The organism is Virgibacillus dokdonensis (assembly GCF_900166595.1).
Lineage (GTDB): Bacteria > Bacillota > Bacilli > Bacillales > Amphibacillaceae > Virgibacillus > Virgibacillus dokdonensis.
This window is the reverse complement of sequence record NZ_LT745763.1, coordinates 578,858-593,451: the sequence shown is the minus strand read 5'-3', so window position 1 is coordinate 593,451 and position 14,594 is coordinate 578,858. Positions and strand designations below refer to the sequence as shown.

The 14,594-nt window shown below is 32.7% G+C and carries 18 protein-coding genes; all 18 read right to left on the bottom strand.

Translation table 11 applies throughout. The features are described from left to right. Positions 1-41: 41 nt before the first annotated feature. The gene (locus B2C77_RS04520) at positions 42-1,319 is read right to left on the bottom strand and encodes a tyrosine-type recombinase/integrase (protein WP_050351777.1); all 1,278 of its coding nucleotides are present in this window, start codon (positions 1,317-1,319) and stop codon (positions 42-44) included. Beyond that, a complete protein-coding gene (locus tag B2C77_RS04515; protein WP_050353461.1) occupies positions 1,306-1,521 on the bottom strand; it encodes a DUF3173 domain-containing protein in 216 nt (71 codons plus the stop codon). The genes B2C77_RS04520 and B2C77_RS04515 overlap by 14 nt, the downstream gene beginning before the upstream one ends. Positions 1,522-1,744: 223 nt before the next feature. Next, positions 1,745-2,860, bottom strand: coding sequence for an IS4 family transposase (locus B2C77_RS04510; RefSeq protein ID WP_077701890.1), 1,116 nt, complete (start codon positions 2,858-2,860; stop codon positions 1,745-1,747). Between the two features lie 184 nt (positions 2,861-3,044). Continuing rightward, positions 3,045-3,236 carry a hypothetical protein gene (locus B2C77_RS04505; protein ID WP_050351778.1) on the bottom strand — a complete coding sequence of 64 codons (192 nt, stop codon included), beginning with the start codon at positions 3,234-3,236 and terminating at the stop codon, positions 3,045-3,047. A gap of 32 nt (positions 3,237-3,268) precedes the next feature. Beyond that, entirely contained in the window at positions 3,269-3,688 is a 420-nt protein-coding gene (locus B2C77_RS04500; protein WP_050351779.1) for a hypothetical protein, read from the bottom strand. Positions 3,689-3,740: 52 nt separating this feature from the next. Then, the gene (locus B2C77_RS04495; protein WP_050351780.1) at positions 3,741-4,232 is read right to left on the bottom strand and encodes a YddI family membrane protein; all 492 of its coding nucleotides are present in this window, start codon (positions 4,230-4,232) and stop codon (positions 3,741-3,743) included. Positions 4,233-4,263: 31 nt separating this feature from the next. Beyond that, positions 4,264-5,328, bottom strand: a complete 1,065-nt coding sequence (locus B2C77_RS21570) for a lysozyme family protein (protein WP_050351781.1) — start codon at positions 5,326-5,328, stop codon at positions 4,264-4,266. Positions 5,329-5,382: 54 nt separating this feature from the next. Next, positions 5,383-7,587, bottom strand: a complete 2,205-nt coding sequence (locus B2C77_RS04485) for a CD3337/EF1877 family mobilome membrane protein (RefSeq protein ID WP_077702569.1) — start codon at positions 7,585-7,587, stop codon at positions 5,383-5,385. Next, a complete protein-coding gene (locus B2C77_RS04480) occupies positions 7,577-7,768 on the bottom strand; it encodes a hypothetical protein (RefSeq protein WP_050351783.1) in 192 nt (63 codons plus the stop codon). Before B2C77_RS04480 ends, B2C77_RS04485 begins: the two co-directional genes overlap by 11 nt. Before the next feature lie 67 nt (positions 7,769-7,835). Next, positions 7,836-8,120: a hypothetical protein gene (locus B2C77_RS04475; protein ID WP_050351784.1), complete on the bottom strand. Its 285-nt coding sequence runs from the start codon at positions 8,118-8,120 to the stop codon at positions 7,836-7,838. Between the two features lie 57 nt (positions 8,121-8,177). Further along, the gene (locus B2C77_RS04470) at positions 8,178-10,682 is read right to left on the bottom strand and encodes an ATP-binding protein (RefSeq protein ID WP_232231350.1); all 2,505 of its coding nucleotides are present in this window, start codon (positions 10,680-10,682) and stop codon (positions 8,178-8,180) included. Next, on the bottom strand, positions 10,588-11,109 hold the full coding sequence (locus B2C77_RS04465) for a conjugal transfer protein (protein WP_050351785.1): 522 nt from the start codon (positions 11,107-11,109) through the stop codon (positions 10,588-10,590). The genes B2C77_RS04470 and B2C77_RS04465 overlap by 95 nt, the downstream gene beginning before the upstream one ends. 12 nt (positions 11,110-11,121) lie before the next feature. Further along, positions 11,122-11,370 carry a TcpD family membrane protein gene (locus B2C77_RS04460; RefSeq protein WP_050351786.1) on the bottom strand — a complete coding sequence of 83 codons (249 nt, stop codon included), beginning with the start codon at positions 11,368-11,370 and terminating at the stop codon, positions 11,122-11,124. A 12-nt stretch (positions 11,371-11,382) separates the two neighbouring features. Beyond that, positions 11,383-12,429 (bottom strand): conjugal transfer protein, encoded by a 1,047-nt coding sequence (locus B2C77_RS04455; RefSeq protein WP_050351787.1) that lies wholly within the window; start codon positions 12,427-12,429, stop codon positions 11,383-11,385. Beyond that, positions 12,429-12,737, bottom strand: a complete 309-nt coding sequence (locus tag B2C77_RS04450) for a hypothetical protein (RefSeq protein ID WP_050351788.1) — start codon at positions 12,735-12,737, stop codon at positions 12,429-12,431. Before B2C77_RS04450 ends, B2C77_RS04455 begins: the two co-directional genes overlap by 1 nt. Continuing rightward, complete coding sequence (locus B2C77_RS04445; RefSeq protein WP_050351789.1) at positions 12,737-13,036, bottom strand: hypothetical protein; 300 nt, start codon at positions 13,034-13,036, stop codon at positions 12,737-12,739. The genes B2C77_RS04450 and B2C77_RS04445 overlap by 1 nt, the downstream gene beginning before the upstream one ends. A 10-nt stretch (positions 13,037-13,046) precedes the next feature. Then, a complete protein-coding gene (locus B2C77_RS04440) occupies positions 13,047-13,520 on the bottom strand; it encodes a hypothetical protein (RefSeq protein WP_128743405.1) in 474 nt (157 codons plus the stop codon). Between the two features lie 21 nt (positions 13,521-13,541). Next, entirely contained in the window at positions 13,542-14,588 is a 1,047-nt protein-coding gene (locus B2C77_RS04435; protein ID WP_072741230.1) for a replication initiation factor domain-containing protein, read from the bottom strand. Between the last annotated feature and the right edge of the window lie 6 nt (positions 14,589-14,594).

Here is a 14,594-nt window from a genome sequence, read left to right as displayed (position 1 = left end):
AAATGCTCTTAGTGAATTATTCCCACTCAACTGTAGATGGGCTACCTAGAACCCTTGCTATCACTGCTTTCAGACAGTTTACTTTCCCTTATGGCAGGGTTTTGGTAGGGAACCAATTCCATCTTAATGTCTTGATTTCCATTGAAATCCATATAAGTTTCCTTAGAAAAATTGAACTTAATATTCCCTGCCATTTTTTCAGCAAGTGGTTCATCATTTCTACTCCATAAGTGCGCATAATGTTTCAAAGTTATTTCCGGTGAACTATGTCCTAATCTTCGTGATACAACTAATACATCAGCATTAAACTCATTAATTAAATAACTAACATGAGAATGCCTCAATCCTTTTGCTTGTATTACAGTAACTTTTGCTATTTTGGCATATCGTTGTACAATTCTATGGATTGTAGACCTATGAACAGGTAGTCCTGTATAGCTTAATATGAAATTATCTATTCCATGCTCTGATTGTACTTGTTTCCAGTTTTGCAAGATTGCTAACGTATCGTCATCTAACGATATTGTGCGAATACCATCTTCCGTTTTAGTATATGGCTTTCGTTTAAAATCTTTTTTTGATTTCATTTGCAAAGTGTGATGAACCCTTAACTTCTTTTTATCGAAATCAACATCATTCCAATAGAGTGCCAATCCTTCACTGACTCTTACTCCTGTCATATAATATAACCAAATTGCAACAAAGCACATGTGCTCATAAAAGTTATGAGTATAAATCATCGAGATAACCTTTTCAAATTCCTCTTTTGTCCAAAACCCAACAACACTTTTCGCTTTTGGAATTGCTTTTGTTTTCTTTGAAATATTTTTCTCTAAAAATTCCAAATTCACAGCATACTCAAGTGCTTGTCTAAATCCTCCATAGAGCAACGCAGAATAATTTTGAGAATATCCAGTTTCATTCAAGAGCCAAGTTCTAAAGGATTCACAATCTCTGACATCAATATCTCTAAGCCTTTTATCAGAAAACCTGTCTCTAATTAATTCAAAAGCATGTTTTCTTGATGCCCAAGTATCCTCTTCCACGCTTGATTGATAGTATGGTAAAAAAAATAAATCCATAAACTCACCAAAAGTAAGGCGATAATTGGCATAGCCATTTTGGCTAAGGTATTCATTTCTTATTCTAGTCGCTTCCTTATTAGCTTCTCTTGCAGATTTAAATTTTTCACCATTAGCGTTTTTCCTAGATTTCTTCTGAATCCTTTCTCCCGTAATCTTATCTACACCAAGTTCAATATTATAAAAGAAATTTCCTTTATTATCCGTATAAACTCCTTTATATTTAGTCTTTGCCATTCGTATCCCCTTCCTCCAGAGATACGTCCACACCTATGATATTTTCAACAGCATGACAAGGCACCCGTCCTAATCTTTTGTTATTATAATAGGGATATCCTTGTCTCACCATGTAATATTTTGCTTGTCTAATAATATCAACAGCTTGGTAAGGCAAAAAACCCATATCTTGTAATTCTTTTTTTGAAATGGTTTTATTCATTAGCAAAACAATTCCTCCTTATTTTTTCAATAAAAAAAAGAACAGATAATTTATCTGCTCTTTTAATAAATCAAATCACTAGCATTGCATAAATATGGTTTGAAAATTCAGTAAGCATCTTTGCAGGATTTTTTGCCAAAAAGACAAAGGCTAAACAAAGGTGGTCTGTCCATTTGGAAAAATTATACAATTAAACTATTAGCAACAGCGACACTGTATGTATTTACGGAATAGATCTATCGTCAAATCTGCGAATCCAGATGTACGCAGGTTTCCACAGCGCTTTATTTAACCAGCGGCTAATTCGGAGTAAGGACTTCTTACTCCTCATCTCTAACTGGATAAGTACATGTAAACAGTAAGCAATAAGTGCAAGGAAAATTTGATTTTGAATGGCAGTTTCGCTCATGCCATAAAAGTGTTTGATCTCTACATGCTGTTTGAGCCACTTGAAAAATAGCTCAATGGTCCATCGTTGACGGTAAATTTCACTAATCTCTTCGGAGTCTAGATCGAAACGGTTAGTAATTAATCGTAGAATGTTTCCCTTTGTATCCACTACTTCAAGTAGGCGGAATACATTCTCTGTACGATTTTGCGTCGAACCGATGTAAACCATCTTGTCGGATAAAACCGTAGAATCTTTAGGTATAGAAAATGATTCTACTTCACGAGTGATGGCGTTTTTCTTCAGTCTTGATACGAAAAAATAGCCTTCATCTGTCATTCGATCAAATCGTTCATAATCAACGTATCCACGGTCAAACACATACATGGCTTCTTTGTCGTCTACGAGAACTTCCAGTTGATTTCTGTCATGTTCTTTGGCTGTTGTAATCACTGCTTTTTCAGGATAGACGGTGTCTTTATTCATAAATACAAGTCGTAAATGTAGCTTAACTCCTGCTTTTGTTTTACGGAACTTTGCCCACTTATGATTCGTTAAGTTTAATGGAAGCGTGCTAGAATCAATGATTTTCAATGGCATGTATTTCCCGTTTTTAAATTGGATGCCTTTTATTTTGTAAACAAGGTCCAAGAATAAATGGGAAAGGATCATTGGATTCATTTCATTATTCTTCCTTGATAGCTGAGATGTACTAATTGATTCAAACCCCAGTGCTTTTTGAAGTCCATCATCTATTAGGGCATCGCTCATTTCTTCCAAGCTCTCGAAGCCTTGCAGTTGGGCAAGTAACATGAGCTTTATATACGCTGCAGTTGTTAGTTTTTTTGTGTAGTAATCTTGTTTATTTTCTTCTACTTGTTCAAATAGTTTTTTCGTATTTATAGGTGAAACCCATTTACCAAATGATGATTTTAGTGTATTCTTGTCCATACGGATTATCCTTTACTTTTGGATTTGGACAGGAACCACCTGTACTTCCATTGTAAAGGATTTTTTTGTATCATGAACACGTAATTATTGAACATTTTCAGTATTTTGAATCATCAGGTTTAATTAATGCAATGCTAGTGAAATCAAATATTTAATTTATAACATTGCTTTTCATTGCAATTAATCATTTTGCATTTTTAAGAATTTTTACTTCTGCTTGAGTGTCTAGTAATCCCTCTGATAATACGGTTACCTTAGCATCTAACTTGTCAATTTTATCAGCATTTTTCTTTACCTCTTGTTTTACATCTATTACTTCTTTTGATAATTCAGTAATAGCTTGTAAAATCTGCTCATTAGTCACTTCTTTGCTCATATTATTACCTCCTATTAATTTTATCTAATTAATTACTGCTTAATTATTTTTCCTTTTTCTTCTATATAATCGGGCTCTTGTTCCTCTATAGAATCAAAGTCAATGTCTGGATGACCGTTTATATTCACTAATTCATCATCTTTTAATCTATAATGAGTTATTTCTTTTTCATCATCTTCTTCTTTATCATAAACAACAACTTTTATATATTTTCCATTTTCCCACATTGTAATATCTGAACTACTTCTCAAATCATTTCCGTAATCTATACTAGAACTATCATATTCTATATTATTTCGTTCAGCGATTTCTGACTCCACTTTCTCAATAGCTAAATTTACTATATTTTCATAGGTTAAATTATTATTTGTTTTAGCTTCTGAATTTCCACATGCTACTAGACTGATAGAAAAAATCATCAGTACCATTATTTTTAAAACGTGTTTATGCAAGAAAATCACCTCCAATTAGAATAATTTTCATTTAACCTATGATAACATATAATCAATACTGAAAAAAATTAAAGTCAACAATACGCCAAACATCATCTTTATTTTCCATATCTAGTTCAATGAATGAATCCACCGAACTTACCGCACCATCCATTTCAATTTCGTTTATAAAGACACCTAAAACTTTTTGCCTACCCTCTTTTGATTTTCCTAAATAAACATCTAGATTATTCACAGTAGATTTCACTTCAGCTAATTTATCGTCATATTCTTCATTCCCATCAAAGTTTAATTCTTTTAATTTTTTCTCTGATACGTACATTTCTACATCTTCCCTTACTGGTTTGCCTTGATAATTAAAATAGCCCATAATAAATTTTTCTGCTATCTCACCAGCTTCTAAATGAATGACTTCTTCCAAACTCTCTAATTGACTTATTTCATTCTTTGCTTGCTTTAACTCATTTCTATAATTTTCATTCTTCACGAATAAGAAAACAATGATTAAAACACCAACAATAATTAATGGTAAATACTTTTTCATTCTATCACCTCTAAATCCGAATAGCATTCAATTAATCTAACCCTAATGTTTTTCGAGGGTCAATTTTATCTTGATGTGCTTGACCTAATTTAGTTAAATGTTCCAAATGTAAATGATTTCCTGTACTATCCCCTGTCGTTCCACACTTACCAACAGCTTGACCTTGACTAACCTTATCACCAAGAGAAACTTTTAATGAGGACATATGACCATACCGACTAAATTCATTATTTGCATGTTGCAAAGTAACATAATTTCCATAGCCAGTATTTCCATGAATGGCTTCTACAACCTTTCCATCCTTAACCGCCATAATGTTATCACTAGGCGTACAGCCAAAATCCACCCCACCATGAAAACTCTCTAACTCACCTGTAATCGGATGCGTTCTCGGTCCAAAACCACTTGTAATTATAATTTCTTTTAACGGTAATGCCCAATCACCACGAACATTTATAGGGGAATTATCTTCTTCAAGATAACGCATAACATTGTCTACATAGTTTACATCACCATAGCGAGACCACCCATTTTTTTTAGCCATCATATTACTAAAATCAATGGCGACCTTCTTAGAATAACCCCCTCTTTCGTTCGCATAGGGTATAAATCCCGAACCAAAATTATACGCTTGCAGGGAAAGCTTCACTTCTCCATCTGCTTCCTTCATGACTTGTGAAAAATATCTTGTTCCAATATCAATAGAAATTTCTGGGTCTGTAATTGAATTGGGAGGTAGACCGAGACTTTCGGATGATTGCATTACATCTAAAACCCTACCTCCACTTTCTTGCATAGTCATAGCCATCAATACATCTACATGTTGTGATATGAAATATTTTTTGGCATATTTTTCAAAATAAGCTTTATACCTCAACACTTCGGGCGCAATACCATTACCAGTATAAATATCCGTATATTCTTCATTTTCTTCTTCTCTTAAATGAGGCATTCCATCATCACTCATATTTATTGAATTAACAACAAAAAGAACCACTATACCAATGATAAAAAAGAAGAAAAACAACAAAACAATTAAAAAGATTTTTATTTTCATCTTAGCCATTTTTACCCCAGGTATTTTATCTGTATTCAATTAAAAAAACACCTCCACAAAAAACAAAAAGAGAATTGCCTATTATAGCAATCCTCAATTCTCATCTCTTTCTCTTTTCCTTTCTTCTACAGATGATACTTCTCTATTTCGTTGCGCATTCAAACCTGTATCATGATGAACCTCTGTATGACTACGATTTTCTTTCTTCACACTGTCTACATCTCTTTCATTTATGCTTTCTGGTTGTTTAGTTCGTTCTACAGCACGCTCTTTATTATGATGAGATTCAGCATGACCACGATTTTCTTCATTCACACCACTAATATCTTTTTCATTTGTATTTTCCGGCTGTAAAGTTCGTTCTACAGAATGTTCTTTGTCATGATGAGATTCTGAATGACCACGATTTTCTTCATTCACACCACCAATATCTTTTTCATTTGTATTTTCCGGCTGTGAAGTTCGTTCTACAGAATGTTCTTTGTCATGATAAGATTCAGCATGACCACGACTTTCTTCATTCACACCACCAATATCTTTTTCATTTGTATTTTCTGACTGTGAAGTTCGTTCTTTTGATGGGTCATCTGTTTCCAATGGTACAGGTACTGCTTTATCCCCATCATCCTTTTTCTTTCTCTGTGGAGAACGTTTAGTATCCACACCCTTGCCATTTTCAGTACCTTTTCTTTCCTCCCTCATACTCGTTCGATTCGTTTTTGCACTCTGTTTAGAATCACTTTTTTCATCTCCATAATTCATTGGAGATTCCCTCTTTTGAGAACGTCTTTCTTGTAATCTCTTTTTCGCATTAGAAAATTGATTACTATAATACTGGTTCATATTTGGCATAATGTTTCCATCAACTGTTTGAACACGTCCTGCCGTAACAAAACTAATAATTTTATTTCTCTTAATTATGATTAAGAAAAATATCACAATCAAAAGCACCACATGTAACAAATACATTCCTGTATCGACTGGTTTTACAAATAGATACATGGAATATGTTAACAGATAAACAACAAATAAAAGTAAACCTAACAAACCTTTCGTTAAAAAAATGGTCACTATATTACCTAATGCCTTAAAACCTGTCATTGCAAAATGAGGAATAAAACTTAAAACAAACGCAAAAGGTAAAGCTAAAGCTATGAATATCGCTAACAATTGTAATGCAAAATTGATTAAACCTAATAATAAAAAGGGAATAGACAAACCAATCACAATGAAAAAAGTCAAAAATACTATACCCGATCGTTTAAAAGCTGAACCCGAAGCTACATTCGTATTTCCGTTTTTATTTACTTCAAGATGGGCATGACCGATTCTATACGCTGAACCTTCCGAGTTTAATTTAAAAGCCAGCATTCTTTCCGAACGTGGAAAAGCTTGAAATCCAAAACCTAAATCTTTAATCTTATCATCAGCATTAATTTCTTTTTCATCTGTTTTACCATAGTTAATTAAAAGGTATGGTCGTTTTAATGCTAAATCAAAATAAATATTACGAACGACCGCAATTGTACCTTCTATCTTCTCATTTTCATCAATATCATTAATCCCTGCATAAACACCCTCTCTCTTATCATCAAAAATCCCTAAAATACCATCACCTGCACTTACTAAAGTAGATTGTATCTCTCCCGAAAGTGCATTCATACTTTTTAATAAATAACTGGCATTCGATACCCAATAACCGGCAACAATTAAAACAACCACAAACAACATAAATTTTCTAAAAGATTCTCTGGCATTTCCTTTGGTAAAAAATATAAAAACAAGATATCCACATAAAAATGCAAACAATATTTCTGCAAAATGCTCCTTTAAAACTTCATATATACTACCCGAAACACTTTCAATATCATCCGCAAAATCATCCAATTTATTTAACGTAAATAATTGTAAAGAACTATCTGTAACTTTAACCACATTTTGAATAATACCCATAAAAAAGTTATTGATTGAATACAAATTAAAACCAAATATTCCACTTGTATCTTCATTATTCACCATATAACGTTCGAGTGGATATTTTTTTATTTCTAATTGAACACCACCCTCTTCCTTTTCCTTTGCCTTATCCATATACTTAAAAGGTTTATATTCTTTGTCAAATATTTTCCCGAAAAGTTTGAGAATAAAATCTCCAACTGGAAAATCATCATCAATCAAATCAGAGAGATTCCCACTTGTATCAACGTCTTCATCATCTTCCGCAAGAACAACTGATGATGTCACGAAACATAAAAATAATGCAGTAAGTAGAATTAACAACCATTTTTTATTCTTCATTGGCATTCAAATCCTTTATAAAATCTAGTATCCTTTCACAGGCACTTACGCCACCACGACAATAAGCTAAAAATTCCGCATCTGTTTTTCCTTGTTTCCTTCCTTCCTCCAAGCCTTTCAATCTCTCAAAATTAATTTGTAACCCTTTTACAAACGACTTTAAAAAAATTTCATTTTGCATTTCCTCACCAGCCTTTCAAATAAAAAAGTGACTACCTTTCGATAGCCACCCTTGAAAAAATTACTACTTAGAGCTCAATACAAGTTTCATAATAAAGGTATCTGTCACGCTGTTCTTCCACCAAAAATAATTCAAAAACAAAATTGTAACTTATATCTTTTTGCGAATGACGTTTTGTAATTGTAAAATTTACATTTCCATCTTCCCTCAAATTATCGTTCGAATAATCAATAGCCTCTCTAATTATTTCCTCTAACTTTTCAGACATATCTAATTCCAATAGTTTTTCTTCCAACTCCACATAATTTTCTAATTCAGAAATATACATCATACCTAAAACATTCTCATTCATTAAATCATCTCCTTTTTTATATTAAAAATGGCTACCAATTATGGATAGCCATTCCATCTATAAATATTTTTCCTCTGCATAGGCAACCGCCGATTTATTGATTGTTTCCAATGCTCCTTCCCATTCTTCAAAGAGACATTCAATCGTAATTTTTGAGGTTCTGCCGAACATATCTTTCATCAAACATTGCCCTTGTAACATGTTATCTAGCATTTCTATATTTTCTTCACTTGATTCCATGTTCATCCATTTTAAAATATCGGGACGTTCGTTTTCTTCATCAAAAGCAAAAGCTACACCAAAGTTCCCTGTTTCATTCTCCTTTTCTCGTAAAGCGTCTTTGGTAGATTGTGAGATAAAATATAAAGCATTATTATAGCTACGCCCAACACGCTTCATCTGTTTTTCGACCTTTTTCCCCTGTTGTGACGCAATGATAACCCATGCTTCATCAATAAATTCTACGGTTTGCTCATCTTTATCCCGGCCAAACAGTTCACAATATTTCCCTAAAGCCAGCATAATCGAATTTGATTTGCGCTGGCTATTTGTATAGGTTTCTACACTTGCAGTAGCTTCTGGCAAATCAATGTTTTCAATTTCAATAATGCTAATTCTATCGGTTAAGGATAACGCAGAATTAGAACCATCATGAACACATAGCTTTAATATAGAATCAGCAACCACTTCATATAAAAAATCTCCTGCTTTTTTTACAGATGGCTCATTGCTATCTTGCATAATCTCAATGATATGCATGGAGCCCACTTGTTCACCTTTTTCTTTTCTTTCAAGGACTTCCGATATTGCCCTCAAAAAGGCTGTATGAATTTCATCTTTCCCTTTGAAATCATAAACTTCCGAAAAAATATCTTGAATCAATTCTTTCGCTTGAGAAGATGGTAAAAAAGCTACCGGGTCTAATGCTCCCCAATTATCCTTATCTTCAAAATCCAAAGTTACAAATTTAAACTTTTCCAAGTGCTCAACAAATAAAGGATAATCACGTCTAATGATGCCATCATTTATAACTTTATTTATCCATTTCCTTATTTCTTTTTTAGGGTCAATATATAAGGATTTTATATTTAAGAGTGTTACATAAATAAATAACAACTTTGCAAGATATGATTTCCCACTGCCTGTATCACCTGTAATCAGAACATGCGGACTTCTATATTTACTACCTCTAATATTTTGGTTTGCCAGCATCGGATGAAAAAACACAGGGTCACGACTTGATAATTTGGCACTTTCCAAATCCTTATGTTTATGAAATCTATCAACCCAGCCTATAAAAAAACCAATCTTATTTCCAATTTCAGAATTTACGCCAAACAAACTTTCTCCTAAACCATCTTGAGTAGTCGATTGTAACCAATTTCTATCCGTTGCTTCTAACTTTTCCCCAGGCAACGTTCTATAGAATAAGCTTAATTGGTCAGCCGTTGGAATACGGCAAATAATATTTAATTGTTTGAAATAACGTACAACCTGTTTAGCACGTAATAAACTTTCTTTTTTCGTCTTGCCTGTTACAGCAATTGTAGCAAGCCAATTCATTACAGATACATCATGATTTTTTAATTCTTGCTGTAAATTTCTCATTAAATAATGACTATCTACAACAGAATCATCTACGAAGTCACCTGTTTTTGCTTGTTCATTCGCTGATTCTTTTAACTCTCTCCCCTTTAAATTCACCTTCATTTTTGATTTTCCTTTACCTTCTGAATGAATTTTAAAATCTACACATACCTCAAAAGGTAAAGATTGGGCTTCATAAAAAATATCGCTCTCTGCCATATTATCCGGAAATTCATCAATCACGACAAAAGTTAAATAACCTTCATCTTGCTCACTACTTATTTTCAAAGTAGATGATTCCGTAGGGTCAATAATCGAATTTGTTATCGCCTTAATATTTCCATGTTCCTCCTCTTCACTTACATCATGCTTCAAACCAGCAATATAATCATAACGATTAACATAAATTAATTCATTTTCTTTTAATCTTGACCCATTGACACCAGCAACCATTTTATAAATTGTATCTTCCAATTCCTCAAATTGATTAAAAAAAGAAGTGGGAACATTTTGTTCCCAACCTAAATAGTTTACAAACATATCTGTTACATTCGAAAAAATGGAATAAACATTATCTTTTAGTCGTCCATCCACATTTACAAATGCATTTTTTAACTTAATGCCAATAATAAAATCATTTTTTGTCATATTTCCCAAGCGTGAACTTAAAACATTTTCTGTTTCACCTAAATAATATCGTCCAACATCTTCACTATCTTTTGACAAACCCAAACTTAAATCTTCAAAGCGTTCTTTCAAACGGAACTCTTGAGGATACATTCTCAAATGAAAATCTTCATAAGCTGTGATATCCTCAAAAAACATTTTCCAATTTCTTTTATAATTGGCTACCACTTTTTGATTTTGAATAGGAATCGATTCACTTTTTATTCGATAATATGCGAACACGTCTCCCGTTCTCGTTAATAGCATATTGTTCTTTATTGTTTTCAACGCTGGTTTCAGTTTGGTCATTCTCTTTATCCACCACCCATACACATTCTTTAAATGTTATTTTTTTCTCATTCATCCACTCTACTTCTTTCCCATTACAAAACTTTTTTTTAGGAATTTTTATCCCGAATAAATATTTGACATAATCATAAATGAACATATAAATATTTTTGCCTTCCGGCTTAATTTTCGTTACAAGCCACGTAAAAAATAACGGAACACAAATTAAAAATATAAACCACGTATTCGAAAATGCATACGGATAAAATTTCCTTATTATCCAACCTGCTAAAAATGTGATAATTAGAAAGACCACAAAATTTAATGCAGGAATCAATTCAATTGTAAAAGGCAGATAATAATTATCTGTTATCTGCCTAATTTTCTTTGGTTCCCTTAAAGCCCTTCTATAGTTATATACCACTCTACTTTCTTTTTTCTCTGCCATATTATCACTCTCTTACAGCTTATTCATGAAGGCTTCAATCCAACCGGCAACTGTGTCCCAATTCCGAACTACAAAATAAACAATTCCTCCAACGATACAGCACACAATAATCGCACCAAATTTAAATTTGGCTAGATGTTTTGTGACTAGGAAAATAATAATAATGACTATCGCTTGCTGAACAATTTCCAACGCCCAATTCTCAATTCCTCCTAAAGTAGGCAAATCAGCAGCCAAAACCAAGTGATTAAAAAAGTCCATTTTTCATTCCTCCTAATTATAAATAAAATTTTTCACATAATAATTTCTTCCAGTTTTAGAAATCGTCATTTCTACTGGATTAACTTGTTGTATATTTGTCAATTCGTCTCTAAACACCACCTCCATCGTTGCCTTGTAATGTTTGCCATCTACATAGATTTTTAAATTTCTTATTTCTTCAAATAAAAAAGAACCATTTAACGTTTGTGGGTCATCCATCAGATACGCCATTTCGTCAACTGGTTCTGTAGCATACTTTTCAAAAAAAGTATTTAGAAATTCATTGATATTTTCTTTTTCATTCCCGGTATATTCTTCTAAGTCAACCTCTTTCTTTTCATATTCTATGTTCCCAGCTAAAGAGGGAACTTCCGTAAAATATGGAACGGATTGAACGCTAAACAAACCTTTTTCATAAACAATAGGAATATTTAACAACAAGGTGTTTTTTTCTTCCTCTGTTTCAATTTCGATTTCAATTTCCTTTTTTTTATTTTTACCCTCACCCTTAACAACCTCTTTTTCTACTTCCCTTTGCAATTCATTTTTAAATGTAACCTTATATTGAAAAAGACTTCTTTCCCCTTCATCTTCAATATGAAAAAGGTTCAAAGATTCTAACTGTCTAGTACCATTCACATTGTCTAAGTTGTACAAAGAATTTTTTTCATCATTAAACGTGTCATTAAAAACCATATATTCCTTTAAACGATTTGCTCTTTCTTGCAAAGCTTCACTTTCATTAGAAACATTAATATATTCCTTGATAAAATTGGATAGAAATTCATTTGCAGATTCAACAGGAATTTCTTCTATCACTTCCTTATCCTCATTCGCCTGGACCAATTTATTTGTTTCATTCAAAGTGGAACGAGTGTTTAAAGACAATAACACTGAAATTGTCGCTAAAAATAACATTCCTAAAATTAATGACCAAATAAAAAAAGCTGTTCGCTTTGATGTATCTTTGCGCACAGGACTTTTCTCTTTTTTTGGTCGTTCAATTTGTTCAATTTTATCAACAACTTTATTCTTTTTTAATTTATCTTTTATACTCATTATGAACTCCTCTCAATATAATCTACAAAAGATGTTACCCTCTGTAATACCTCCAGTGGTGAAGCATTTTCCAAATACACTTTTTCATTTATTTTCTTACCATTATCTATATAGGTAGCTTTATAAAAAGAAAAACGATAGGTTGAATATCCTTGCCTTCTATATCCTTCAACAATCAAAGATGTATTTTTAGATAAATCTTTTACATAAGCTTGATAAAAAGAATGTTTTTCTCCTTCCCTATTTTTAGGAATACCTACAGTAAAGCCTAATTCCTTAAAAGATTCGGGTATCGACTTCATTTTCATTATTCATGAACCTCCAATACAAGAAACTCCACTGCTATAATTGCATTTTTTGGTTTTCCCGTTACTTTGTTCTGTCTATGAGAAACATTCGCAAATATACAATGATATGTTTTATCTTCTTCTTGTTCATTCTTATGATAAAAATACACGTCCATTTCAATATAGAGGGAATTATCAATACCCTGCATCTCTTCTCTCAACTTTTCTAAAATGACAGATTTATGATTAATCAATTTTTCCCTTTCCAAGGCTCCTATCAATACAGCTTGATTCAAAATAAGTGGAATTATTTTTTTCACCTTCCTTCCATTAACTCAAAACAAATTCTAGTTTTGTTCTTTTTTCTTCATAATAATAAAGTTCCAAAGCATTTATAGCACATACATACGCCTTTATTTCATCTCTATAAACATCTTCTGGCTGGCCAAGGTCTCTATGCAAATCAAGCGTTGCACTCATATAGGATTTCAAATTCTGAATTGCGTGGTCCACATTTTCACCACCTAACATAGTAACTAATCTCCAAGCAAGGTTCGGGTAGTATTTTTTAGGAAAACCGCCTAAAAAATCTCCACCCTTTCCCCCTTGCTTTCCGATTTTTTGTCGGTGCTTGATGGTCACCAAGTCAACTATACTCAAAAGGGATTTAAATAAACTTGACTTGTCTCTTACTATTGTACCGACAAAACCGCTTGCCCTGTCGTTCGTTAATATCAGCCCTTTTCCATAACAAATGACGTTAAGTTCGTGGGGTTCCGCCCCCACACGGCGTCCCAATATCACTACCTCAAAAGGGGAAAAACATTAAACAATCATTTCTTCCGGCTGTGCAAGATAAACCAACATCATATGCTCTTGCTTTTCGTTTAGTTCTAATTCTTCCTCAAAATCTTCTAAATCAGAAATTCCTTTTGTATCTTCCACCAGTTTTATCATTTTTCTTGTTCTAGCCGCTTGATTCATATACCAATTTCGAGACTTTTGATAAAAATCTTCTTGCGGTTTCGTAAAAATTTTTAACCTTTCAACATCACCTAAAAAAACTTCCCAAAAATGAGAAGTTTTCCAACGCCCTCTATTTAAATCATTATCCTTATCCACAAAACGTAAATAATTCTTAATGATTCCCTTAGCAACTGGTAACATGCTTTCACTTTTTATAAGTTCTGATACAACAGCATTCGCCCTATCATCTTTAAATCTTAATTCATATCTATTCCAGTCTCCAAGTTCTTCTAAAGGGATTCCATACTTTTCCGATTGCTCATAGTTTTTCTGATAAAAACAGAAATAGACTTCAGAATGTTTTTTTGAACCAAAATAAAGTGTCGTACCGCCCTGTTCACCATCTTCCATTGATAACGAGCCATTATAATCAGTTTTTTTAAATCGGGAAATCGCTTCGCCATTTCTTATCTTGTCAAAAAGCATAGGTATTTCAAAATATGTTTTTTTATCGTCAATCGAAATATCTAATCGAGGAAATTTCCCACCATTTTTCTTACAATCTCTAAAAAAATCGAACCACGTTACTTTCCTAGCTTTTAAAAAAGTTTCAAATTGACGGCAACCTTGACCACTTAATTCAATAAGTGTTCCACGCACATCTGAACCATGAGAATATAATACTTTAATATTATCCAGTTGATATGTGCCTACATATCCATAAAAACCACTTTCTTTATGCTCCATATATTCTTTTTTTAGATGAAGCACTTTTTCTAATATCAAATCGACATTATGCGTTTTAAACGATACCCTTAAATAGTCAATCATTGATACTAAAGGGTTTTCTTCATTTTTTGTATTTTGTACCCCCCTGTTAGAGTAGGGGGGGTTTGATGTCGTCATCCGCTA

Bases quoted from the DNA above. Each gene is read 5' to 3' on its own strand.
- B2C77_RS04520 (WP_050351777.1), bottom strand. From the start codon at position 1,319: ATGGCAAAGACTAAATATAAAGGAGTTTATACGGATAATAAAGGAAAT.
- B2C77_RS04515 (WP_050353461.1), bottom strand. From the start codon at position 1,521: ATGAATAAAACCATTTCAAAAAAAGAATTACAAGATATGGGTTTTTTG.
- B2C77_RS04510 (WP_077701890.1), bottom strand. From the start codon at position 2,860: ATGGACAAGAATACACTAAAATCATCATTTGGTAAATGGGTTTCACCT.
- B2C77_RS04505 (WP_050351778.1), bottom strand. From the start codon at position 3,236: ATGAGCAAAGAAGTGACTAATGAGCAGATTTTACAAGCTATTACTGAA.
- B2C77_RS04495 (WP_050351780.1), bottom strand. From the start codon at position 4,232: ATGAAAAAGTATTTACCATTAATTATTGTTGGTGTTTTAATCATTGTT.
- B2C77_RS04485 (WP_077702569.1), bottom strand. From the start codon at position 7,587: ATGAAGAATAAAAAATGGTTGTTAATTCTACTTACTGCATTATTTTTA.
- B2C77_RS04480 (WP_050351783.1), bottom strand. From the start codon at position 7,768: ATGCAAAATGAAATTTTTTTAAAGTCGTTTGTAAAAGGGTTACAAATT.
- B2C77_RS04475 (WP_050351784.1), bottom strand. From the start codon at position 8,120: ATGAATGAGAATGTTTTAGGTATGATGTATATTTCTGAATTAGAAAAT.
- B2C77_RS04470 (WP_232231350.1), bottom strand. From the start codon at position 10,682: ATGACCAAACTGAAACCAGCGTTGAAAACAATAAAGAACAATATGCTA.
- B2C77_RS04465 (WP_050351785.1), bottom strand. From the start codon at position 11,109: ATGGCAGAGAAAAAAGAAAGTAGAGTGGTATATAACTATAGAAGGGCT.
- B2C77_RS04460 (WP_050351786.1), bottom strand. From the start codon at position 11,370: ATGGACTTTTTTAATCACTTGGTTTTGGCTGCTGATTTGCCTACTTTA.
- B2C77_RS04455 (WP_050351787.1), bottom strand. From the start codon at position 12,429: ATGAGTATAAAAGATAAATTAAAAAAGAATAAAGTTGTTGATAAAATT.
- B2C77_RS04450 (WP_050351788.1), bottom strand. From the start codon at position 12,737: ATGAAAATGAAGTCGATACCCGAATCTTTTAAGGAATTAGGCTTTACT.
- B2C77_RS04435 (WP_072741230.1), bottom strand. From the start codon at position 14,588: ATGACGACATCAAACCCCCCCTACTCTAACAGGGGGGTACAAAATACA.